Genomic DNA, 21,679 nt, shown 5'->3' on the forward strand with positions numbered 1-21,679 from the left:
CTAGCAGGATGTCAGGGCATGTCGTGCATCCTGCCAGGGGGCCCCTGAAGGTGCTGGCGGCGCCCATCCGGCGGCCGGTTTCAGCCGTCCGCGGCAGTGGCGGGGGACGCTGGCGCGTCGTCTTCGGCCGGCAGGTCGAGGCTGTAGGTACAGCCGGCCAGGGTCTTGCCCGGGTGGCTCTGGACGGTGGAAATGCTGAGGATGATCGATTCGATCTGTGCCTCCCCGGTTCCCGGATCGCGCATGTCGCGGCTGACCAGTTCCCGCCCGGCCATGAACTTGCCGTCTGCGTCGTAGCCGGTTTCCAGCTCCAGCGTACTCGCCAGCGGTCGCGGATCGGGCTCGTCCAGCACCGCCATGATGCTTGCGCCGGCCAGCGCGACCCGTTCGGTGCGGTGGCCGAACACGGTGATGGGCGTGGCCAGGCGGAATTCGTCCATGAACTGGTTCTGCCGTGGCAAGGGTTGCAGCCCATTGGCGACGGCCTTGAGCGGATCGGCCACGGCGGCAGTCAGCGCGGCATGGGCGGCCACGTCCTGGCGGCATTCGACCAACGCCGCCACGTCCAGTGTTGCGGCGGAGGCACCACTGCCCAGCAGGATGAGTGACAGCAGAAGATTTGGATTCACGGACAAGGGACCCGGCGGCGGACGGAAGGGGCGATCATGGCGCAGGGCGCATGGCGACGCGCCTGGACAAGCCCTGCAGCCGCCAGCGCAGCAGCAGGAACACACAGCCGAACACGCAGGTGCCGGCCAGCAGACTGGAAACCAGCAGCAGCAATGTTCCGGTCACGTGCAACAGCAGTTGTTGTCGCGTTGCCTCGTCCAGGCCACGCAGCAGGCCCAGGTATGTCATCGAGCAGGCCAGCAACACCAGCAATTGCCATGGGCGTGCGTACAGCCAGCCCGGATTGCGCATTGCGCCGGTGATGCGCCAACGTTCGGTAGCCATCACCCGCCACGCGACCGGCGCGCACAGGGCAGCCAACAAGCCGCTGGCCACGCTGACCATGAACTGCGTTGTGGTGAGGTGCGGCTGTCCGCCATTTGCGGCCATCACTGGCCACAGCCAGCCCACTGCCCCCGATACCAGCAGGCTCGCGACGCCAAGGCCGGTGATCCAACGCGCGGTGAGATAGAGCAACCGGACGCGGGCAGGCGAGCGCTGGCTCCACGCCGACAACCAGCGCCATGCAGGGCCTGCGGCCAACAGCATGCCGACCATGCCCACGCCTGCGAGGCTGAGCCGGTAATCGGCACGCCAGGGCAGCCAATGCGCGCACAGCGCGAAACCCAGGCAGAGCGCGAAGAGCAGCGGAGCTACCCATGTGGGGCGTTGTTCGATCATTACCGGCATCCTGGCCAGAGAGTCATCCGTGCATTGAATCACGACGCGTGGACAGCCGTCACGCGTGGCTCAGCGCTCGCCGGCATATGGATCGGCGATTCCCAGTTCGGCCAGGATGTCGCGTTCCAACTGCTCCATGGCGTCGGCTTCCTTGTCGTCTTCGTGGTCCCAGCCCAGCAGGTGCAGCACGCCATGCACGGTCAGGTGCGCATAATGGGCATTGAGTGCCTTGCCCTGTTCGTCGGCCTCGCGGGCGACCACCGGGGCACAGATGACCAGATCGCCGAGCAGCGGGAATTTGACCCCCTTTGGCAGGCCCTCGGGCATGTCGGCCGGGAAGCTCAGCACGTTGGTGGCGTAGTCCTTGCCGCGATAGTGCCGGTTCAACGACTGGCCTTCCTTGGCGTCCACCACGCGGATGGCCAGGTCGGCTTCGCGGATGCGGCTCTTCAATGCGGCGGCCACCCATTTGCGGAAGCTGACCGCCGAGGGCAGGCCGGTGCGGGGCAGGGCATAGCTGACAGCAACGTCCAGTCGTACAGGACCGCGGGTCATGGCGTGGCTCCGGGTTGGATCTCATGCAGGTCGCGGCGATCGTAAGCGGTGACGATACGCGCCACCAGCGGATGGCGGACCACGTCGCGTGCCTCGAGGAAGGTGAAACTGACGCCGTCCACGTCGCGCAGCACGTCGATGGCATCGCGCAGGCCGGACTTCAGGTGCTTGGGCAGGTCGGTCTGGGTCAGGTCGCCGGTCACCACTGCGGTGGAGCCATAACCCAGGCGGGTCAGGAACATCTTCATCTGCTCGATGGTGGTGTTCTGTGCCTCGTCCAGGATCACGAACGCATCGTTCAGCGTTCGCCCGCGCATGTAGGCCAGCGGCGCGATCTCGATGACATTCTTTTCCAGCAGCTTGACCACTTTTTCAACGCCGAGCATTTCATACAGCGCGTCATACAGCGGGCGCAGGTAGGGGTCTACCTTCTGGCTCAGGTCACCCGGCAGGAAGCCGAGTTTTTCGCCAGCTTCCACCGCCGGGCGCACCAGGACCAGCCGCTGCACGCGTGATTCATTCAAGGCTTCCACCGCGCTGGCCACCGCCAGGAAGGTCTTGCCGGTGCCGGCAGGACCGATGCCGAAATTGATGTCGTGGCGGGCGATCTGGTGCAGGTAGCGGGCCTGGTTGGCACCACGGCCGCGTACCGTGCCACGCTTCACCCGGATCGCCACTTCCTGCGCTTCGTAGGAACGGTCTGCGATCTGCTCCACGTTGGCCTGGGTCAGGCGCAGGTGGATGGCGTGGTTGTCGAAGGTGGTCTCGGCGGCTTCGGCATATAGCGCTTCAACCAGTTTCTGGGCTTCCAGTGCGGCCTCGGCGGGTCCGCTGATGCGGAACACGTGGCCGCGATTGGCGATCTCCACACCGAGCTTGAGCTCGATCTGGCGCAGGTGGCCGTCGAACGGCCCACTCAGGTTGGCCAGCCGCCGGTTGTCTTCCGGCGACAGGGTGAAATCTCGGTGCTCGATGCTTTTCATTGCGTAGGGTGGGGCGGGGACGCCGGCCACCGCGATGGACTCAGGGATGGCAAGGGTAGCGCGCGTGCCCGGCTGGCAGCCAGCATGCGCGCCGATATGCGCTTTCCCACCACGGGCATGGACCGCAGCAGGAAAAAGCGGTGGTGGGTCCCGCATGGCGCTTGTGCCACAAGGGCGATGACGGCGTGGTGAAAGGCCAGCCAGGTGGCGAAAGGCCCCAGGCCCGGTTGGCCCGGGGCGCGCCGTGTCGCCGTCAGGCGTCGGTCAGCACCCGTCCGCGCAGCGAGTTGGCCAATGCCTCGGTGATCAGCACGTCGACGAACTGGCCGACCAGGCGTGGGTGCGCGGCGAAGTTCACCGAGCGCATGTTCTCGGTCTTGCCGGTCAGCTCGTTCGGATCCTTGCGCGAAGGTCCTTCGACCAGCACGGTCTGCACCGTTCCTACCATCGCCGCCGAAATCCCTGCGGCATGCTGGTTGATCCGTGCCTGCAGGCGCGAAAGCCGTGCGTGCTTTTCCGCATCGCTGATCGTGTCTTCCAGGTCTGCAGCGGGCGTGCCGGGCCGGCGCGAATAGATGAAGGAGAAACTCTGGTCGAAGCCCACGTCCTCGATCAGCTTCATGGTCTTCTCGAAATCGGCGTCGGTTTCGCCGGGGAAGCCGACGATGAAATCCGAGCTGATCGAGATGCCTGGGCGCACCGCGCGCAGCTTGCGGATCTTGGACTTGAACTCCAGCGCGGTATAGCCGCGCTTCATCGCCGACAGCACGCGGTCGCTGCCGGCCTGCACCGGAAGGTGCAGGAAGTCGGCCAACTGCGGGACGTCACGGTAGGCATCCACCAGCGAGTCGCTGAACTCCAGCGGGTGCGAGGTGGTGAAGCGGATCCGGCCGATGCCTTCGATCTCGGCGATGGTGCGGATCAGCAGGCCGAGGTCGGCGACTTCACCGTCGCCATACGGCCCGCGGTAGGCGTTGACGTTCTGCCCGAGCAGGTTGATCTCACGCACGCCCTGTGCGGCGAGCTGCGCCACTTCCACCAGCACGTCCTCGAACGGACGGCTGACTTCGGTGCCGCGCGTATACGGCACCACGCAGAAAGAACAGTACTTGGAGCAGCCTTCCATGATCGATACGAAGGCCGATGCACCTTCCGCGCGCGGTTCCGGCATGCGGTCGAACTTCTCGATCTCCGGGAAGCTGATGTCCACCTGCGGACGGTTCTGTTCGCGGCGCGCGCGGATCAGTTCCGGCAGCCGATGCAGCGTCTGCGGGCCGAAGACCAGGTCCACGTAAGGGGCGCGCTTGACGATCGCTTCGCCTTCCTGGGAAGCGACGCAGCCGCCGACGCCGATGATCACGTCGCGGCCATTGTTCTTCAGCGCCTTCCAGCGGCCGAGCTGGCTGAACACCTTGTCCTGCGCTTTTTCGCGGATGGAACAGGTATTGACCAGCACCACGTCGGCATCTTCGGGATTGTCGGTCAGCTCCAGCCCATCACTGGCGGCGAGCACGTCGGCCATCTTGGCCGAGTCGTACTCGTTCATCTGGCAACCGTGGGTCTTGATGTACAGCTTGCCGCGAACCTGGTCCGGCTTGCGCGGGCTGGTGGTGGGCAGGGCAATCAGTGGCGTGTCGCCCAAGGCGACGGGGGGGAAGACGTCTGGCGTCCCGGTCATGGTGGTTAGTCCAGGCGGGTGGCGGGAAAGCGTATTAGTCTACCCGTTCGCGCCAGCATCGTTCGCCGGGCATGGCCCGGCGCTACCTGTGGGGGGGCATCGCGTCGTTCGCCGGGCATGGCCCGGCGCTACCCGTGGGGGGGCATCGCATCGTTCGCCATGGCCCGGCGTTACCACGGATCGCCAGGCTGTCAGGCGGTCGCCAGCCCGGCATCGACCTGCTGGCCGCGCAGGACGGCCGGGTGCGCCGCCATCCGTGCAATGTAGGCGGCGGTCGCCGGGCCGGGCTGCAACAGGCCGAACTGGTTCATCCAACCCAACGCACTTCCCCACAGGAAGTCGGCGGCACTCTGGCGCTCGCCCAGCAGCCACGGGCCCGGTGCCAACTGCTGCTCCAGCACGTCCAGCACGGTATCGGCATCCACATACGGCGACATGCCACGCGGCACGGCGTCGCGCTTCATCGCCTTGTCGACCATCGCCGGCTCGAAGCACGATCCATAGAAGGCCAGCCAGCGCAGGAACGGCCCGCGCAACGCGTCACCGGGCGCGGGCGCCAGGCCGGCTTCGGGATACAGCTCGGCCAGGTACTGGTAAACGGCCACCTGCTCGGTCACCAGCACGCCGTCGTGGACAATGGTCGGTACCTTGCCCATGGGGTTCAGGGCAAGGAAGTCCGCGCGCAGGTTGTCGCCTGCCTTGAGGTCGATCCGCTTCAGCTCGTAATCGGCACCCAGCGCTTCAAGCAGGGTGAGCACGCCGCTGGAGCGGGACGGGGAGGCGTGGTACAGCGTGATGTGGCGGGTGTTCATGGCGTGGTTCCTGTCTGGCAAGTGCGGCCATGGTGGCGCAGTATTGCGGACAGATTCTGTCCTCGATCAACCATGCACCCGACTGCCCACCGCCTGCTGACCCTGATCGGCCTGCTGCAGGCCCGTCGCCATTGGTCCGGTGCCGAGCTGGCCGAGCGGCTGGGCGTGGACCGGCGTAGCGTGCGCCGTGATATCGAACGTCTGCGCGCGCTTGGCTACCCCGTGCAGGCCTCGTCCGGCGTCGGCGGTGGCTATCGCCTGGGGGCGGGGGCGCAGGTGCTGCCCCTGCTGCTGGACGAAGATGAAGCCATCCTGGTGGCCATCGCCCTGCGTGCTGCCGCCAGCAGCATCGCCGGGATGGAGGACGCCGCACGCACCGTGCTCGGCAAGCTGGATCCGCTGGTGCCGGCGCGGCGGCAACGCCAGGCAGGGCAGGTGCACGCCATCACCACCACGCTTTCCGACCCGCCTGCCACCGATGCGCGCGTGCTTGGCCAACTCGCGCTGGCCTGCCGCGAAAACGCCCTGCTTGCTTTCGACTACTGCAGCCACCACGGGCAGGCATCGCAGCGGGAAGTGCAGGCCCTGCATCTGGTCAACCATGGCCGGCGGTGGTACCTGCTGGCGTGGGATCTTGGCCGCAACGACTGGCGTACCCTGCGCGTGGACCGCATCGGCACGGTGCAGAGGATGCCGGGCCCGGGCCTGCCGCGGCGGTTGCCGGCGCCGGCCGACGCGATGGTCCGCCAGGCGGTGAGCCGCTCGCCATTTCCCCTGCGTGCCGAGCTGTACCTGGCCGGAAGCCTGGCGACGCTGGAGCATGCCATTCCAGCATGGTGCGGCGTGCTGGAGGAAGACGGGGGCGCGCACTGCTGGCTGCGGATGGGGGCGGAGACGCCGGCCATGCTGGCCGCGCAGATACTGAGCGTCGGCCAGCGCGCGTTGGCCATACGTACCGATCCCCCCGGGCTGCATGCCGATCTTTCCGCCGAGGTGGCCGGCCTTGGCGCGCTGCTGGCGGCGGGGTAGGGCATGGCATGCCTCGCCCGCTTGGCAAGGCAGCGGGAAGCTGGGAAACTCGCGCCCATGAAGGGGATTCTGGGGACCACGGCGGTCATCATCGCTGCGCTGTCGGCTGTGCCGGCCAGTGCGGGCACCCTGTACAAGTGCGTTGGCGGTGACGGCGCGACCAGCTATGTCAGCAAGCGCGTGGCGGGGGCTTCATGCAGCGTCATCAGCTATGCGCGTGAACAGGCGCGTCCGCGTCCGGTGGCGCGCACCGCGCCCGCGCAACCGGCATCGACACCAGCACCAGCACCAGCCAAGGCCACCGCCATGCCCGGCCGCGAGGCGGCGCCGCGCAGCAGCCTGCCCAGCACGCCGGCGCCCGCCCGTGTTGCCGCGACCACGCCGCCGCCGGCAAACAAGGACGGGCGTGTCGTCAGTGGACAGGTCTACTCTTTCATGAAGGACGGCGTGCGTCATTACACCAGTGCACGTCCATCGCAGGTGGCCAGCCTGGGCCAGGTACGCACCATCCGCTACAGCTTCATCGAGCGCTGTTTTGCCTGTGGCGCCCGTCCGGGCGTCAACTTCGGTTCGGTCCGCCTCAATACCACCGCGTTCCAGAGCGAGATCGCCGCCGCCGCGCGCCGGTACGGTGTGGAAGAAGCTGTCGTGCGGGCGATCATCCACGCCGAATCGGCGTACAACCCGACCGCGCTCAGCCGCGCTGGAGCGCAGGGCCTGATGCAGTTGATGCCGCCCACGGCGGCGCGGTTCGGCGTCATGGACTCCTATGATGCAGCGCAGAACATCAGCGGCGGGGTGCAGTACCTGGCCTGGCTGCTGAAGCGCTTCAACGGCGACCTGACCCTTGCCGCTGCCGGTTACAACGCCGGCGAGGGCGCGGTGGACCGCCATGGCGGCGTGCCGCCTTACAGTGAGACCCGCTACTACGTGCAACGGGTAGGGCAGTTGGCCGAGCGCTACCGCGGAGCGCTGGCCACCGCTACCACGCATTGACCGTCGCCGGCACCGGCAGATCCATGCCGGCCAGTGGCCTGCCTGTCCCGGACTTGCGACCCAACGCATTGACCAACGCCAACGTTCGGCTACACTCGCTTCAGATTCATAGTGGTCTGGCCCCCACCAGACTGCTGGCAGCCTTAAAGCTACCTAATCAATATCGGAGTGCCGGATGGCCAACGATGGGGTATACGATCCAGTCAACCAGGGACGTCGCCGTTTTCTTTCCGCCACCACTGCGGTGGTCGGTGCGGTAGGCGTCGGTTTCACCGCTGTTCCTTTCATCAAGTCCTGGAATCCCAGTGCGCGGGCCAAGCTCGCCGGTGCACCGGTGACGGCCGACATCAGTGCGTTGCAGGAAGGCCAGCGGCTGATCCTGGAATGGCGCGGCCAGCCGATCTGGATCGTCAAACGCTCCAAGGCGATGCTTGACGCACTGCCGGGGCTGGATGGGCGGCTGAAGGACCCCGAGTCGGAGGTCAAGGACCAGCAACCGGAGTATGTGCTGCAGCAGAATCCGGAACTGCGATCGATCAAGCCCGATGTATCGGTGCTGGTGGGCCTGTGCACCCACCTGGGCTGCTCCCCGGAAATGGTCGCCGAGATCCGCCCGGAACCCTACGACCCGCAGTGGAAGGGGGGATACTTCTGTCCCTGCCACAAATCGCGTTTCGACATGTCCGGCCGTGTGTTCAACGACGTCCCGGCACCGATCAACCTGCTGGTGCCGCCGCACCATTACCAGGATGACAACACCATCATCATCGGCGTGGATCCGGAGGGGACTGCCTGATGGCCAACATCCTTGTGCGTACCGCCAACGGCGTCGCCGGCTGGATCAATGCACGGGCCCCCGGCCTGATGCCGGTCTACCGCAAGCATGTCAGCGAGTACTACGCGCCGAAGAATTTCAACATCTGGTACTACTTCGGCTCGCTGGCGCTGCTGATCCTGGTCAACCAGATCGTCACCGGCATCTTCCTGACGATGCACTACAAGACCAGCGCGGCCGAAGCCTTCGCGTCGGTCGAATACATCATGCGCGACGTCGAATGGGGCTGGTTGATCCGGTACATGCATTCCACCGGCGCGTCGCTGTTCTTCATCGTGGTCTACCTGCACATGTTCCGCGGGCTGCTGTACGGCAGCTACCAGAAGCCGCGCGAGCTGGTGTGGATACTGGGCATGCTGATCTACCTGGTGCTGATGGCCGAAGCCTTCATGGGGTATGTGCTGCCATGGGGCCAGATGTCGTTCTGGGGCGCTAAGGTGATCATCTCGCTGTTCGGCGCCATACCGGTGATCGGCAACGGGCTCACCGAATGGATCATGGGCGATTACCTGCCCAGCGATGCCACCCTCAACCGCTTCTTCGCGCTGCACGTGATCGCCCTGCCGCTGGTGCTGCTGCTGCTGGTGGTGCTGCACCTGGGCGCGCTGCACGAGGTGGGTTCGAACAACCCCGACGGCGTGGAGATCAAGAAGGGGCCGAAGGGCAACCGCTGGTCGCCCAACGCGCCCACCGATGGCATCCCGTTCCATCCTTACTACACGCTCAAGGATGGGGTGGGCGCCGGCTTTCTGCTGATCATCGCGGCCTTCATCATCTTCTTCGCGCCGGCCTTCGGTGGGCAGTTCCTGGAACACGACAACTTCACCGAGGCCAACCGGCTGGTTACCCCGGAACACATCAAGCCGGTCTGGTACTACACGCCGTACTACGCAATGCTGCGGGTCATCCCGAACAAGCTGGGCGGCGTGATCGTGATGTTCTCGGCCATCGCCATCCTGTTCCTGGTGCCCTGGCTGGACCGCGCGAAGGTAAAGTCGGTGCGCTACCGCGGCTGGATCTCGAAAGTGATGCTGGGCGTGCTGGTGGTGTGCTTCGTCTGGCTGGGGGTGATCGGCTCCGGCCCCGGCACGGCCGTGTGGGAAACCTGGGTCGGGCGTGCATTGACCTTCCTGTACTTCGCCTTCTTCATCACCATGCCGCTGTGGACGCAGCTGGACAAGACCAAGCCGGTACCGGAAAGGGTGACCACGCATGACTGAGCGCTGGATGATCCGGTTGGCCCTGGTGGCCACGATGCTGCTGGGCAGTGCCGCCGCACTGGCTGCAGAAGGCACCGCCAAGCTGCTGCAGGCAGGCAACGACCTGGGTGACCGCGCCTCGCTGCAGCGCGGTGCGCAGCTCTACATGAACTACTGCTCCAGCTGCCACGCGCTGAAATACCTGCGCTACTCGCGGATGGCCGCCGACCTGGGGCTGACCGAAGAGGAGGTGATGAACAACCTCAACTTCACCGGGTCGGCCGTGGGCGATCCGGTACCGGTGGCGATGCCGAAGGAAGAGGCCGAGAAGTGGTTCGGCAAGATGCCGCCGGACCTGAGCCTGATTTCGCGCGTGCGCGGCCCGGACTGGGTCTACACCTACCTCAAGTCGTTCTACCTGGACAGCAACCGTCCGCTGGGCTGGAACAACACCGTGTTCCCGAATGCATCCATGCCCAACCCGCTATGGCAGATGCAGGGCATGCAGCATGCGGTGCTCGGCAAGCCCGAGGCGCCCGGCCTGGATCCGCCGGTGCTTGCGCTTGAACTGCGCGCGCCGGGCAACGTGGACGCGGCCCAGTACGACCAGTCGGTACGGGACATCACCAACTTCCTGGCCTATGCCGGCGAGCCGGCGGCGCTGAAGCGCCAGAAGCTGGGCGTATGGGTGGTGCTGTTCCTGGCCTTCCTGACCTTCCTGTTGTACCTGGTGAAGAAAGAGTACTGGAAGGACGTGCATTGACGGTTCGGGCCACTGCCTGCTCTGATTGCGTCGACAGGTGGCTGGATGATACCCATGGCCTATTGGCTTTTGTGATCGCCGGTTGCACACTCAGGAACGAGTCGACTGTCGGAAGTGGTCCGGCAGCACCGATGCGGCAGGCGGACTCCTGTCGTTGGAGAGCCTTTGATGGCGGCGAGCGTACGCATGCGTAATACCCTGACGCTGTTTTCCTCGAACGACGATGTGCTCTGTCATCGGGTGCGCCTGGTCCTCGCGGCCAAGGGCGTCACCTATGACTTTGTAGCGGTGGATCCGCAGAATCCGCCCGAAGACCTGATCGATCTCAATCCCTACCACTCGGTCCCCACGCTGGTGGAGCGCGAGCTGGTGCTGTACGCCGCCTCGGTGGTGAGCGAGTACCTGGACGAGCGCTATCCGCATCCGCCATTGATGCCGGTCGACCCGTTGTCGCGGGCACGGATCCGGCTGGCGATGCTGCGCATCGAACACGACTGGGTGCCGCAGGTGCAGGCCATCCAGCTGGGCAACAAGAGCCAGGCCGAAGCCGGACGCAAGCGCCTGAAGGAGCTGCTGACGGCGTCGGTGCCCTTGTTCAAGGCCAGCAAGTTCTTCCTCAATCCGGAAATGAGCCTGGCCGATTGTGCCGTGGCTCCGATCATCTGGCGCCTGAAGGCGCTGGATGTTCCGCTTCCCAAGGATGGCAAGGCGATCGAAGATTACGGCAACCGTATCTTCCGCCACCCCGGTTTCATCCGCAGCCTCACCGACCAGGAAAGGAAGCTGCGCGACCTGCCGGTCTGAGTGGCAGGCCGCGTTTTTCTACTCGCAGCCGAACGTAGCGTCCGTCCCCGTGCCAAGCGTGGGGGCGGACGCGTACACTTCACGCATGACTGAAGAATTCTTCCGGATGACCAGCCACCGCCCGTACCTGTTGCGCGCATTGGTGGAGTGGATCAACGATAACCAGCTGACGCCGCACATCCTGGTGGATGCCGGCGTACCCGGCGTGCAGGTGCCGCCATCGTCGATCAAGGACGGGCGCGTCGTGCTGAACATCGCCGAACGCGCCGTGGTCCGCCTGTTGATCGACAATGAATCGGTGGCCTTCTCCGCCCGCTTTTCCGGCGTGAGCTATGCCGTGCAGGTGCCGATCAGCGCGGTGCTGGCCGTCTATGCACGTGAGACCGGGCAGGGCATGGCGCTACCGGATGACGTGATCGGCTCGGAGCCGGCCGAGGATGAGGCCCCGAGTGGTCCCACCCTTGCGGCCGTGGATGATGCACCTGCCGACGGTACGCCGCCGGAGGACACGCCACCGGACGGCAATCCTCCCGATGACACTCCGCCCAGGCCCAGCGGGCGCCCACAGCTGCGCGTGGTCAAATGACCTTGTCCGCCGCCCCCTGGGGCGGCGGCTTGCATTCAGGCGTGGCGAACCATCACCACAGGTCTTCCAGCTTGCGCGGCTTGCAGGCGAACCACGCCGCGGACAGCATCACCAGCGCACAGACGAACAGGAAGCCGAATGGCAGCACCCAGTTGCCGCTGAGTGCGTGCAGCCAGCCGACCAGGAACGGTCCCAGGCAGCTGAAGCTGTAGCCCAGGCCCTGCATGAAGCCGGACAAGGCAGCCGAACCGGTGGCGGTGCGCGTGCGCAGGTTGATCAGGGTCAGTGCCAGCGGGAACGTGGAGGGCCCCAGGCCAAGCAGGCAGGCCCATAGCAGCGGCGCCTTCATCGGTGCCAGCAGCAACCCGGCGAAGGCGACGGTGAAGCAGCCGAAGCCGACCAGTGCCAGCGGGAATGGGTTGGGCATGCGCACGGCCAGCGACGGGATCAGCAGCGAGGGCAGCAGCCCCAGCGCGGAGAAAACCGCCACCATGATGCCGCCGAACGCGGGCGATGCGCCGGCTTCGACCACGATCCGCGGCAGCCAGGTGAACATCGAGTAGGTCATCAGCGATGTCATGCCGAACATCAGCGTCATGCCCCAGCCCAGCGAAGTGCGCGACACCTTGCCGTGCGGCTGTGCGGCCGGATCCGGGGTGGCGGCCAGGGTGTCGGGGTGCGGCGCACGGCGCACCAGCATCAGCCATGGCAGCGTGGCGGCCAGCGCCAGCAGCGCCCACATGCCCAGGGAGACCCGCCAGCCTGCCGCGTTGGCGACCGGCACGGCCAGCAGGGCGGGCAGCATGGTGCCCAGTTGCAGCACGCTGATGTACAGCGTGCTCATGGTGCCGACCTTGTTGGCGAAGTAGCGTTTCACCAGCGGCGGCACGACTACGTTGCCGATGCCCATGCCGGCCAGGGCGATGATCGAGCCCGCCAGCAGGCTGCCCACGCCGACGGCGCTGGAACGCAGCAGCAGCCCGATCGTTGCCAGCGCCATGGCCAGCAGGGTGGTGCGCTCCAGTCCCAGCCGGCGCGCCAGCATCGGGGTGCATACGCCAAACAGGGCGAACGAAGCAGTAGGCAGCATGCCCAGCACACCGGTCATGGTGGTGCCGAAGCCAAAGTCCTGCCCGAGCACGTCCAGCAGTGGGGTGACCGAGGTGACTGCGGTGCGCAGGTTGACCGCCGCCAGCAGGATGGCGGCAAACACCAGTGCGCGGCCGTGCAGCAGCGAGGGCGTGGCGGGGGAGGCAGCGGGCGTCATGATGATGGATCCTTGCAGGCGCTGGGTGGCGGCGCCTGGATGCAGCAGCGGCACCGGGCATGGGCCGGTGCGGCAGGTGGGGGAAGGGCGCCATTGTACGCCGCCTCGCGCATCGCGCCCGACCTTGTTGCATCGGGCCGCGTAGCCTTGCGCTGCAAGCGCGCAGGCACAAAAAAGCCCGGAGGACTTCTCGTCTTCCAGGCTTGCTTGTGACCACCTGGGTGGTCGGGGAGACAGGATTCGAACCTGCGACCTCTACGTCCCGAACGTAGCGCTCTACCAGACTGAGCTACACCCCGAAGGGTAGCCGCCTATCATATCGATTCCCGCATATGGCGGCAAGGGGAATCGCCTTTCACCTTCGGTAATTCCGGCCACTTGAGTGGTCGGGGAGACAGGATTCGAACCTGCGACCTCTACGTCCCGAACGTAGCGCTCTACCAGACTGAGCTACACCCCGAAGGAGCCGCCTAAGATACCCCGTGAAGGCCGAGGCGGCAACACTTTTGTTGCATCAACCGCCCTCGCGGCCGTCGATCCGGCCCGACTCGCGGGCTTCGAACCACATCCCGTTGAGAATGGCCACGACCGAGGCCAGGCCGGTGCCGAGGATCCAGGCGAAATACCACATGGTGTGCTCCTTGTTGGGGCTGATCGGGAGGTGCTGGCCCTTGGCCAGCACGCTGGAAGGAGGGCATCGGCGTGCTGCCGATGCGCCTGTTGGTCAATATGCGTTGGGGTTGTCGCCCATTTCTTCAGCGGTGGTCTTGCCCTTCAGTACGCGGTAGACCCACGTGGTGTAGGCGAGGATGATCGGCAGGAAGATCACCGTGGCCAGCAGCATGATCCACAGGGTCAGGTGGCTGGACGAGCTGTCCCATACCGTCAGGCTGGAAACCGGCTGGCTGGACGAGGGCAGCAGGAACGGGAAGATCGCGAAGCCGACCGTGAGGATGATGGCCGCGATGGACGCGCCCGAGGCAAGGAAGGCCAGGCCACCGCGGCGGGCCCGCAGCAACACCGCACTGGCCAGTGCACCGAGCAGGCCGACGACCGGCGCCAGTGCGGTGGCCGGCATGCTGCTGTAGTTGCGCAACCAGCCACCGGCGATGCTGCCGATTTCAGCGCTCTTCAACAGCGGATTGGTCGGACCGTCGGTGACCACCTGCGAGGTGATCTGGTAACCGGGCAGGCCGAACGCCACCCATGCGCCGCCAACGGCGAACAGCACGAAGCTGGCCAGCGCCGCGATGCTGCCATAGCGGGCCGAACGTTCTGCCACCGGGCCGTCGGTCTTGATCACCAGCATGGCCGCGCCATGCGCCACCAGCATCGCCACGCTGACCAGGCCGGCCAGCAGTGCGAACGGGGTGAGCAGGCCGAAGAAGGAGCCGGTGTAGAAGATGCGCATGCTGTCGTCGAAGTGGAACGGCACCCCCAGCAGTACGTTGCCCACTGCCACGCCGGCGATCAGGCCGGGGACCAGGCCGCCGACGAACAGGGCCCAGTCCCAGCTGTCGCGCCAGCGCTTGCTGGGCATCTTGCTGCGGTACTTGAAGCCCACCGGGCGCAGGATGAGGGCGAACAGCATGGCGAAGATGGCCAGGTAGAAGCCGGAGAAGCTCACCGCGTAAAGCGGCGGCCAGGCGGCGAAGATCGCGCCGCCCCCCAGCACCAGCCAGACCTGGTTGCCTTCCCATACCGGGCCGACGGTGTTGATCACCAGCCGTCGCTCGTCATCGGTGCGGGCCACGAAGGGCAGCAGGGTGCCTACTCCAAGGTCGAAACCATCCATCACCGCCCAGCCGATCAGCAGGATGCCGAGCAGCAGCCACCAGATCACGCGCAGTGTCGTGTAATCGAGTCCAATGAATTCCATCTGGGTTCTCCTGCCTTATGCCTGGCCGGGGGCCGGGGCGGCTTTGTGGGAAACAAGCGGCGTCGAAGGCTGCAGCGTGGGCAGGATCTCTTCCGGGCCCTTCCTGATCGCCTTGAGCATCAACTTGACTTCGATGACCAGCAGCACCGTGTACAGCACGGTGAACACGGCCAACGTGGTCAGTATCTGGTGCAGTGCCAGGCCGGAGGCCGCGTAGAACGTGGGCAGCACCCCATCCACGGCCCAGGGTTGGCGACCATACTCGGCGACGAACCAGCCGCATTCGATGGCGATCCACGGTGCAGGCAGCGACCACACCGCCAGCTTGAGGAACCAGCGCTTGTGCTGGAAGTTGTTGCGACAGGAAAAATAGAAGGCGAGCAGGAAGAAGGCGATCAGGTAGAAGCCCAGCCCGGCCATGATGCGGAAGGTCCAGAACAGCGGTGCGACCCGCGGCACGGTATCCATGGCCGCCTTGGAAATCTCTTCCGGCGTGGCGTTGCCGATGTCTTCGCGATAGCGCTTCAACAGCAGGCCATGGCCCAGGTCCTGCCAGTGCCGGTCGAACATTTCGCGCGCCTGCATGTCGTCCTTGTCGGCGCGCACGCGCTGCAGCGCGCCATAGGCGATCTGTCCGCCGCGGATGCGATGTTCGGCGCGCTCCACCAGTTCCAGGATGCCCGGGACCGGCTGGTCCAGCGAACGGGTGGCGATCAGGCCCATCAGGTACGGGATCTTGATGGCATAGTCGTTCTGGTGGGTCTGCTGGTTGGGGATGCCGAAGGCGGTGAAGTCAGCCGGGGCACGCTCGGTTTCCCACATCGCTTCGATCGCGGCCAGCTTCATCTTCTGGTGTTCGCTGGCGGCATAGCCGCTCTCATCGCCCAGCACCACCACCGACAGCGAGGACAGCAGCCCGAATGCCGCGGCCACCGCGAACGAGCGGCGCGCCATGTCCTTGTGCTTGTCGCGCAGCAGGTACAGTGCGCTGATCGACATGACGAAGACCGCACCGGTCACGTAGCCGGCACTGACGGTATGCACGAACTTGGCCTGCGCCACCGGATTGAGCAGCACCGCGGCGAAGTCGACCACCTCCATGCGCATGGTGTCAGGATTGAAGACGGCACCCACCGGATACTGCATCCAGCCATTGGCGATCAGGATCCATACCGCCGACAGGTTGGTGCCCAGCGCCATCAGCCAGGTCACGGTGAGGTGCTTGACCGGGGTCAGGCGCTTCCAGCCAAAGAAGAACAGGCCGATGAAGGTCGCCTCCAGGAAGAAGGCCATCAACCCTTCGATGGCCAGTGGCGCGCCGAAGATGTCGCCCACGTAATGGCTGTAGTAGGACCAGTTCATGCCGAACTGGAATTCCATCACCAGGCCGGTGGCCACGCCGATGGCGAAGTTGATGCCGAACAGGGCACCCCAGAACAGGGTCATCTGACGCCAGACCTGCTTGCGGGTCATCACGTACACGCTTTCCATGATGGCCACCAGGAAGGACAGGCCAAGGGTCAGGGGTACGAAGAGGAAGTGATACATCGCGGTCAGGGCGAACTGCAGCCGCGACAGTTCTACGACTGTCGAATCGATCATGGCTTGGCTACCTCGTGGGATAGTGCCGTCTGGGTTGCGGGAAGGGTAGGTCTACGTGGCGTGATGATGCGACCGACTACTTCTAACAGCCTTGATTCAGATCAATGTATGAAGGGATCCCCGGGGCAATCCTATGCCAACTGTTGCGCGGGTGCGACCGCCTGCCGCAGGAGGCCGATGGGCAACCTCTACAATGCCGGGGCCCCACTCCCTTCCCAGCCGAGATATCGTGAGCCAGGACATCGACCGACACAGTCTCGAAGCGCAGCAGCGGAAAGTCCGCCAGCGCTGGCTTGATGGGCTGGCCGTGGTGGCAACGGGCCGCCGGCGCCTGGCTGCGCTGTCCATCAGCGTGTCCGGCATCCTGCTGGTCGGCCAGGCGGCAGCCATCGCCTGGCTGGTGCAGCACGTGCTGGTGGAACGCGCACCGCTGGCCGACGGCATCGCCGTGCTGGTGGCGCTGGGGGCGGCGTTGCTGCTGCGAACCGTGCTGGGCAGCGTTACCCAGCTGGCGGCGGGCGAGGTGGCCGACGCGGCGCGGTTGGCCCTGCGCGAGCGCGCCTATGCCTGCCTGCTGCGCAAGGGACCGTTGTGGCTGCGCCAGCAGCGCAGTGGCGAACTGGGCGAGATGATGCTGGCGCATGCCGATGCCATCGAGAACTATTACAGCGGCTTCCAGCCGGTACGCATCGAGGTGGTGGTGGTGCCGCTGGTCATCGCCGTTGCGGTGGCATGGGTGGACTGGGTGGTGGCGATCATCTTCATCGCCACCGCACCACTGGTGCCCTTCTTCATGATGCTGGTGGGCTGGGGCGCGGAGGCGGCCGGGCGCGCGCAGCTTGGCGAACTGGCGCGCATGAGCGGGCACTTCGCCGACCGCATCAAGGGCCTGGGGCTGCTGCGCCTGTATGGACGCGGGCCGGCCGAGCTGGAAGGCGTGGCGACGGCAGCAGAAGGGGTGCGCGAACGTACGATGAAAGTACTGCGGATCGCCTTCCTGTCATCGACCGTGCTGGAATTCTTCGCCTCGGTCAGCGTGGCCATGGTGGCGTTGTACCTGGGCCTCAGCTACCTCGGCATGATGTCGCTGCATGCGCAGGTGCCGAGCTTGGGAGCAGGATTGTTCTGCCTGCTGTTGGCGCCGGAGTTCTACGCGCCGCTGCGACGGCTGGCTGCGCACTATCACGACCGTGCCAATGCACTGGCTGCGGCTGCGGAAATCGAGCGCCTGCTGGGCGTGCTGCCCGGCCCGGTGCCGCCCGTTGCCGCGCATGTCCCGGCATCGCCTGCCGAACCGATGCGTCGACATGCCCCGCCGTTGCAGGCGCACGCCCTGGCGCTGCGCCCGCTGGGTGCGGCGCACGATGTGCTGCGCGACATCACCTTCGAGCTGGAACCCAACCAGCGCCTGGCCCTGGTCGGTCCCAGCGGCAGCGGCAAGAGCACGTTGCTGGAGGCGTTGGCGGGCTGGTTGCCGCCCCGCGAGGGCAGCGTGCTGGTGCGTCCCGGGCTGGAGATCGGTTATGCGGGACAGCGGCCCTATCTGTTCCATGGCTCGATCGCGGAGAACCTGCGCCTGGCCGATCCCACCGCCAGCCTGGCCACGCTGCGTGCGGCGGCGCAGGCTGCCCAGGTGCTGCAGTTCGCCGACCGCTTGCCGGCAGGGCTGGACACGGTCATCGGCGAGCGCGGCTTCGGCCTGTCCGGGGGCGAGGCGCGCCGTATCGGGCTGGCCCGGTTGCTGTTGCGCAACCCGGGCATCATGCTGCTGGACGAACCCACCGCGTTCCTCGATCCGGGTACCGAAGCGGCGCTGCTGCATGCGCTGGCGGTGTTCGCGCGCGGCCGCAGCGTGGTCATCGCCACCCATGCCGCGGCAGCGATGGCGTGGGCCGACAGCACCCTGGTGTTGCCCGAAGGACGCCTGCACCACGGACTGCAGGAGGGCCGTGCATGAGCGCGCCCCATTCCGACCGGCTGCGCACCGTATTCCTGCGCCACCGCGCAGGGCTGCTGCTCACCGTGCTGCTGCTGTGGACCACCATGCTGGCCGGCACGGCGTTGCTGGGCTTGTCCGGCGGCTTCCTCACTGCCTCCGCGCTGGCGGGTGCGGCAGGCCTGGGCAGCGGCTTCAATTTCTTCACCCCGTCGGCCGGCATCCGTGGCCTGACCATGGCCCGCATCGCATCGCGCTATTTCGAGAAGCTGGTCGGCCATGACGTGACGTTGCGCATCGCGCGCGATGCGCGCGTGTGGTTCTTCCGCCGCGCGCTGCCGCTGGCGCCTGGCCGTCTGGGGGGGACGCGCACCGGTGAACTGCTGGCGCGCCTGCTGGGCGATATCGCCGAAGTGGACGGGCTGTGGGTGCGCGCGCTGGCACCCTTGATGGCACTGGGGGCGATGGGCGTGGTCGCGATCGCGTCGGCGTGGTTGATCCTGCCCGAAGCGGCGGCACTGCTTGCGGCCGCCGCCCTGCTGGTCGGGGTGGGGGTACCGTGGCTGGGTGTGCACGGACGCGGTGCCGAAGAGCGGGACCGTGCCGAGCATCGCACCCGCCTGCGCAACCTGTCGTTTGAAGGCATCGAAGGGGCCGCTGACCTGGCCGCGCTGGATGCGTTGGATCATTGGCAGGGGCGGGTCGACGTGGCCGCACGCCAGTTGCGTGCCCGTGACCGGCGTCGGCGCTGGCGGCTGGTTTCCAGTACCGCGCTGCATGGCCTGCTGACCGGCGCTACCTTGTTGTCCATGCTGCTGCTGGCGCTGTCGGCGCATGGCCAGGGGCGCATCGATGCGCCGCTGGCTGCGGGGTTGGTGTTCCTCACCGTGGCGCTGATCGAACTATGGGCGGGCCTTGGCCTGGCGTGGCAGTCACTGCAGTCCGGGCGCGTCGCGGTGGCGCGCCTGCATGGGATCGTCGACCAGCCGCCGATGGTGGATGAGCCCGTGCAGCCGCAACCCGTGCCCACGGTCGCGGCGACGCTGCAGTGGGAGCAGGTCCGGTTCGCCTGGCCAGCGGATGCCCGCAACGTCCTCGATGGCATCGACCTGACCCTGGCGCCGGGCCAGCGCATCGCCATCCGTGGTGACAGCGGCAGCGGCAAGACCACGTTGTCGAGCCTGCTGTTGCGGTTGCATGACCCGGGTTCCGGGCGGATCACCCATGGTGGCGTCGACCTGCGGGCGTATGCGCAGGAAGACTGGCACCGGCAGATTGCGTGGCTGCCGCAGCATGCACCGGTGTTTGCCGGCAGCGTTGCCGGGAACCTGCGCCTGGGCGATCCCGGTGCAAGCGACGAGGTCCTGTGGGCAATGCTTGAACGCGTGCGGTTGGGCGATTGGGCGCGAGCCGTGGGCGGCTTGCAGGGCTGGGTTGGCGAGAACGGAGCAACCCTTTCGGCCGGGCAGGCGCGTCGCCTGGCGCTGGCGCGCGCATTGTTGCGCGGCTCGCCGATCCTGGTGCTGGACGAGCCCACCGAAGGGCTGGACGTGGACACCGCACACGCGCTGCTGCGCGACCTGCCCGTGCTGCTGGAGGGCCGCAGCCTGTTGATGATCACCCATGACGCGCTGCCCGAAGGCGTGGTGGATGTGGTGTACCGGTTGCAGGACGGCAAGCTGTTCGTCGACTGACCGGGGGACGCAGATGGGTCGGCCGGCGTGCGATGGCGACGGCCACCGTTGTGTGGTTCTGACAGCAGCGGGCAGATATTTCCTTCCTTTTGTCGTGACCTGCGCTGATGGGGCGTGTCTGCCGTCCTCGACAGACTGGTGTGGCGCCAATGCGTTGGCGTGCACGGCCGCCCGGCTGCGCTTCCTTCTGTAAAGGAGCTGCCACGATGAAATCCTGTAGATGCACCCCCCTGCTTGTCGGCCTGGCCCTGGCACTACTTGACGCCGCCCCGGCATCCGCTGCGGAGGGAGGGTTCGACAAGCCGGCGATGACCGTGCTTGGGTGGAACGACTCGCGAACCATCATCGAAGTCAAGTTCCGGAACGATGACGATACCCGGCTTCGCGATGGCCGGTGGGTATCACGGCAACGGGGTGCACTGGCCGGGCTGGATGCGCTGACTGCCACGGCAGGTCCGGTCGACCGCGTCGAGCCCTTGTTCAGCGCGGACGTGCTGCCAGCTGACGCCAAGGTGGCAGCACGCGCACGGGCAGGGCTGCCTGCCCTGCATCAGTGGTATCGCATGCATCTGCGCAGTGGGGAGGACATCGTGCAGGTGGTCGAACGTCTCAATGCGATGGACGCGGTGGATATCGCCTATCCCGCGCCGTTGCCGTCGCCGCCGCCGTCATCATCGGCGCTGCCCGGGCCTGCTGCGTCGCCGTTGTTCGTGGCGCGCCAGGGCTACGCATCGGCTGCTGCCACAAACGGAATCGATGCCGTATATGCACGGACGGTCCCCGGCGGGGATGGCACGGGCATACGCGTGGTGGATATCGAGTACAGCTGGAACTGGCAGCATGAAGACCTGACCAAACTGCGCGTTCCGGGAACCTGGATCAAACAGGGTGGCGTGATTTCAGATCCGTTCAATGACAACGCGCATGGGACAGCAGTGCTGGGCGAGATGGTCGCCGATGACAATGGACATGGGGTAAGAGGTCTGGTCAACGGCGCTACGCCGCACTATGTCAATGTCACCAGCCCGCAGACGGGCTACAACGTCGGCAATGCGGTGCTGCTGGCGGGTGCGAAACTGAGCGCTGGTGACGTGATCCTCATCGAGCAGCAGTTCCCTGGTCCATCCCCCTGCACGGGTTTCGTCGCACCTGAATGGATCCCGTCGATTTACGATGCGGTCGTGTCGGTGGTCAGGCGCGGCATCCATGTGGTGGAGACCGCCGGCAATGGCAACGTCAACCTGGACGCCCCATGCTTTGGACGCGGGTTTCCGTACGGTCGTCCCGACTCCGGAGCCATCCTCGCCGGCGCGGGCGGATCCTCGGTGCAACAGTGGTGCCGGGACCGGGTACCGGCACGCTCCCGGCAAGGCTTCTCCACCTATGGTCGTCGGGTGAATCTGCAGGGCTGGGGAAACTGTGTTGCCAGTACGGGTTACGGGCAGTTGTACAACGGCGGGCGCAATGCGCTGTATACGCAGACGTTCTCGGGAACGTCCAGTGCAGGACCGATCGTCGCTTCGGCGGTGGCGGCGGTATCCGGCGTGGCCAAGGCGCGCGGCCTCACGCTGAGCCCACTGCAGCTGCGAGACCTGCTTACCAGCACGGGTACGCCACAGGTCGGCAACAATGGCCACATCGGTCCACTGCCGAACCTGCGCGCGGCGATCGCCAAGCTGGATGCGATGCCGTGAGTGCCGGGTTCGGCGCC

General features: G+C 66.2%; 19 protein-coding genes, 2 tRNA genes and 2 pseudogenes. 11 read left to right on the plus strand and 12 right to left on the minus strand.

Going from position 1 to position 21,679, the window contains the following annotated elements; all coding sequences use genetic code 11:
• Positions 1 to 80: 80 nt before the first annotated feature.
• From H4O11_RS11535 to H4O11_RS11560, 6 genes are all read right to left on the minus strand, one after another.
• A complete protein-coding gene (locus H4O11_RS11535; RefSeq protein ID WP_182339577.1) occupies positions 81 to 629 on the minus strand; it encodes a hypothetical protein in 549 nt (182 codons plus the stop codon).
• A 34-nt stretch (positions 630 to 663) separates the two neighbouring features.
• Positions 664 to 1,350: a hypothetical protein gene (locus tag H4O11_RS11540; RefSeq protein ID WP_182339578.1), complete on the minus strand. Its 687-nt coding sequence runs from the start codon at positions 1,348 to 1,350 to the stop codon at positions 664 to 666.
• 69 nt (positions 1,351 to 1,419) lie between these two features.
• Complete coding sequence (ybeY, locus tag H4O11_RS11545; RefSeq protein ID WP_182339579.1) at positions 1,420 to 1,905, minus strand: rRNA maturation RNase YbeY; 486 nt, start codon at positions 1,903 to 1,905, stop codon at positions 1,420 to 1,422.
• Complete coding sequence (locus H4O11_RS11550) at positions 1,902 to 2,888, minus strand: PhoH family protein (RefSeq protein ID WP_182339580.1); 987 nt, start codon at positions 2,886 to 2,888, stop codon at positions 1,902 to 1,904. The genes ybeY and H4O11_RS11550 overlap by 4 nt, the downstream gene beginning before the upstream one ends.
• A 253-nt stretch (positions 2,889 to 3,141) precedes the next feature.
• Positions 3,142 to 4,566, minus strand: a complete 1,425-nt coding sequence (gene miaB / locus H4O11_RS11555; RefSeq protein ID WP_182339581.1) for a tRNA (N6-isopentenyl adenosine(37)-C2)-methylthiotransferase MiaB — start codon at positions 4,564 to 4,566, stop codon at positions 3,142 to 3,144.
• Between the two features lie 191 nt (positions 4,567 to 4,757).
• Positions 4,758 to 5,378 (minus strand): glutathione S-transferase family protein, encoded by a 621-nt coding sequence (locus H4O11_RS11560; RefSeq protein WP_182339582.1) that lies wholly within the window; start codon positions 5,376 to 5,378, stop codon positions 4,758 to 4,760.
• A gap of 72 nt (positions 5,379 to 5,450) precedes the next feature.
• Here H4O11_RS11560 and H4O11_RS11565 point away from each other — a divergent pair, with 72 nt between their 5' ends.
• The 8 genes and pseudogenes from H4O11_RS11565 to H4O11_RS11595 all read left to right on the plus strand — a co-directional run bounded on the left by H4O11_RS11565 (position 5,451) and on the right by H4O11_RS11595 (position 11,590).
• Entirely contained in the window at positions 5,451 to 6,407 is a 957-nt protein-coding gene (locus H4O11_RS11565) for a helix-turn-helix transcriptional regulator (RefSeq protein WP_182339583.1), read from the plus strand.
• A 57-nt stretch (positions 6,408 to 6,464) separates the two neighbouring features.
• A pseudogene (locus H4O11_RS19575) lies at positions 6,465 to 6,621 on the plus strand (lytic transglycosylase domain-containing protein); the annotation flags it as partial.
• Positions 6,622 to 6,806: 185 nt separating this feature from the next.
• Positions 6,807 to 7,403, plus strand: a pseudogene (locus tag H4O11_RS19580) (lytic transglycosylase domain-containing protein); the annotation flags it as partial.
• Positions 7,404 to 7,578: 175 nt separating this feature from the next.
• Positions 7,579 to 8,199, plus strand: a complete 621-nt coding sequence (petA, locus tag H4O11_RS11575) for a ubiquinol-cytochrome c reductase iron-sulfur subunit (RefSeq protein WP_182339585.1) — start codon at positions 7,579 to 7,581, stop codon at positions 8,197 to 8,199.
• Positions 8,199 to 9,458: a cytochrome b gene (locus H4O11_RS11580; RefSeq protein WP_182339586.1), complete on the plus strand. Its 1,260-nt coding sequence runs from the start codon at positions 8,199 to 8,201 to the stop codon at positions 9,456 to 9,458. Before petA ends, H4O11_RS11580 begins: the two co-directional genes overlap by 1 nt.
• Entirely contained in the window at positions 9,451 to 10,200 is a 750-nt protein-coding gene (locus H4O11_RS11585; RefSeq protein ID WP_182339587.1) for a cytochrome c1, read from the plus strand. The genes H4O11_RS11580 and H4O11_RS11585 overlap by 8 nt, the downstream gene beginning before the upstream one ends.
• A gap of 168 nt (positions 10,201 to 10,368) precedes the next feature.
• Positions 10,369 to 11,004 (plus strand): glutathione S-transferase N-terminal domain-containing protein, encoded by a 636-nt coding sequence (locus tag H4O11_RS11590; protein ID WP_182339588.1) that lies wholly within the window; start codon positions 10,369 to 10,371, stop codon positions 11,002 to 11,004.
• 85 nt (positions 11,005 to 11,089) lie between these two features.
• Positions 11,090 to 11,590, plus strand: a complete 501-nt coding sequence (locus H4O11_RS11595) for a ClpXP protease specificity-enhancing factor (RefSeq protein WP_182339589.1) — start codon at positions 11,090 to 11,092, stop codon at positions 11,588 to 11,590.
• A gap of 52 nt (positions 11,591 to 11,642) precedes the next feature.
• Here the strand turns inward: H4O11_RS11595 and H4O11_RS11600 are convergent, their stop codons facing one another.
• From H4O11_RS11600 to H4O11_RS11625, 6 genes are all read right to left on the minus strand, one after another.
• Positions 11,643 to 12,857 (minus strand): CynX/NimT family MFS transporter, encoded by a 1,215-nt coding sequence (locus H4O11_RS11600; RefSeq protein ID WP_182339590.1) that lies wholly within the window; start codon positions 12,855 to 12,857, stop codon positions 11,643 to 11,645.
• A gap of 222 nt (positions 12,858 to 13,079) precedes the next feature.
• Positions 13,080 to 13,156: transfer RNA gene (locus H4O11_RS11605), tRNA-Pro, on the minus strand.
• 84 nt (positions 13,157 to 13,240) lie between these two features.
• Positions 13,241 to 13,317: transfer RNA gene (locus tag H4O11_RS11610), tRNA-Pro, on the minus strand.
• Positions 13,318 to 13,371: 54 nt separating this feature from the next.
• Entirely contained in the window at positions 13,372 to 13,488 is a 117-nt protein-coding gene (cydX, locus tag H4O11_RS11615) for a cytochrome bd-I oxidase subunit CydX (protein WP_182339591.1), read from the minus strand.
• A gap of 93 nt (positions 13,489 to 13,581) precedes the next feature.
• Positions 13,582 to 14,736, minus strand: coding sequence for a cytochrome d ubiquinol oxidase subunit II (cydB, locus tag H4O11_RS11620; protein WP_182339592.1), 1,155 nt, complete (start codon positions 14,734 to 14,736; stop codon positions 13,582 to 13,584).
• Positions 14,737 to 14,751: 15 nt separating this feature from the next.
• Entirely contained in the window at positions 14,752 to 16,338 is a 1,587-nt protein-coding gene (locus H4O11_RS11625; protein ID WP_182339593.1) for a cytochrome ubiquinol oxidase subunit I, read from the minus strand.
• Between the two features lie 193 nt (positions 16,339 to 16,531).
• Here H4O11_RS11625 and cydD point away from each other — a divergent pair, with 193 nt between their 5' ends.
• The 3 genes from cydD to H4O11_RS11640 all read left to right on the plus strand — a co-directional run bounded on the left by cydD (position 16,532) and on the right by H4O11_RS11640 (position 21,662).
• Positions 16,532 to 18,295 (plus strand): thiol reductant ABC exporter subunit CydD, encoded by a 1,764-nt coding sequence (gene cydD, locus H4O11_RS11630; protein WP_182339594.1) that lies wholly within the window; start codon positions 16,532 to 16,534, stop codon positions 18,293 to 18,295.
• Positions 18,292 to 19,968 (plus strand): thiol reductant ABC exporter subunit CydC, encoded by a 1,677-nt coding sequence (gene cydC, locus H4O11_RS11635; RefSeq protein WP_182339595.1) that lies wholly within the window; start codon positions 18,292 to 18,294, stop codon positions 19,966 to 19,968. The genes cydD and cydC overlap by 4 nt, the downstream gene beginning before the upstream one ends.
• Before the next feature lie 206 nt (positions 19,969 to 20,174).
• Positions 20,175 to 21,662, plus strand: coding sequence for a S8 family serine peptidase (locus H4O11_RS11640; protein ID WP_182339596.1), 1,488 nt, complete (start codon positions 20,175 to 20,177; stop codon positions 21,660 to 21,662).
• The last annotated feature ends 17 nt before the right edge of the window (positions 21,663 to 21,679 follow it).

Source organism: Stenotrophomonas tumulicola (assembly GCF_014117215.1).
Taxonomy (GTDB): Bacteria; Pseudomonadota; Gammaproteobacteria; order Xanthomonadales; family Xanthomonadaceae; genus Stenotrophomonas; species Stenotrophomonas tumulicola.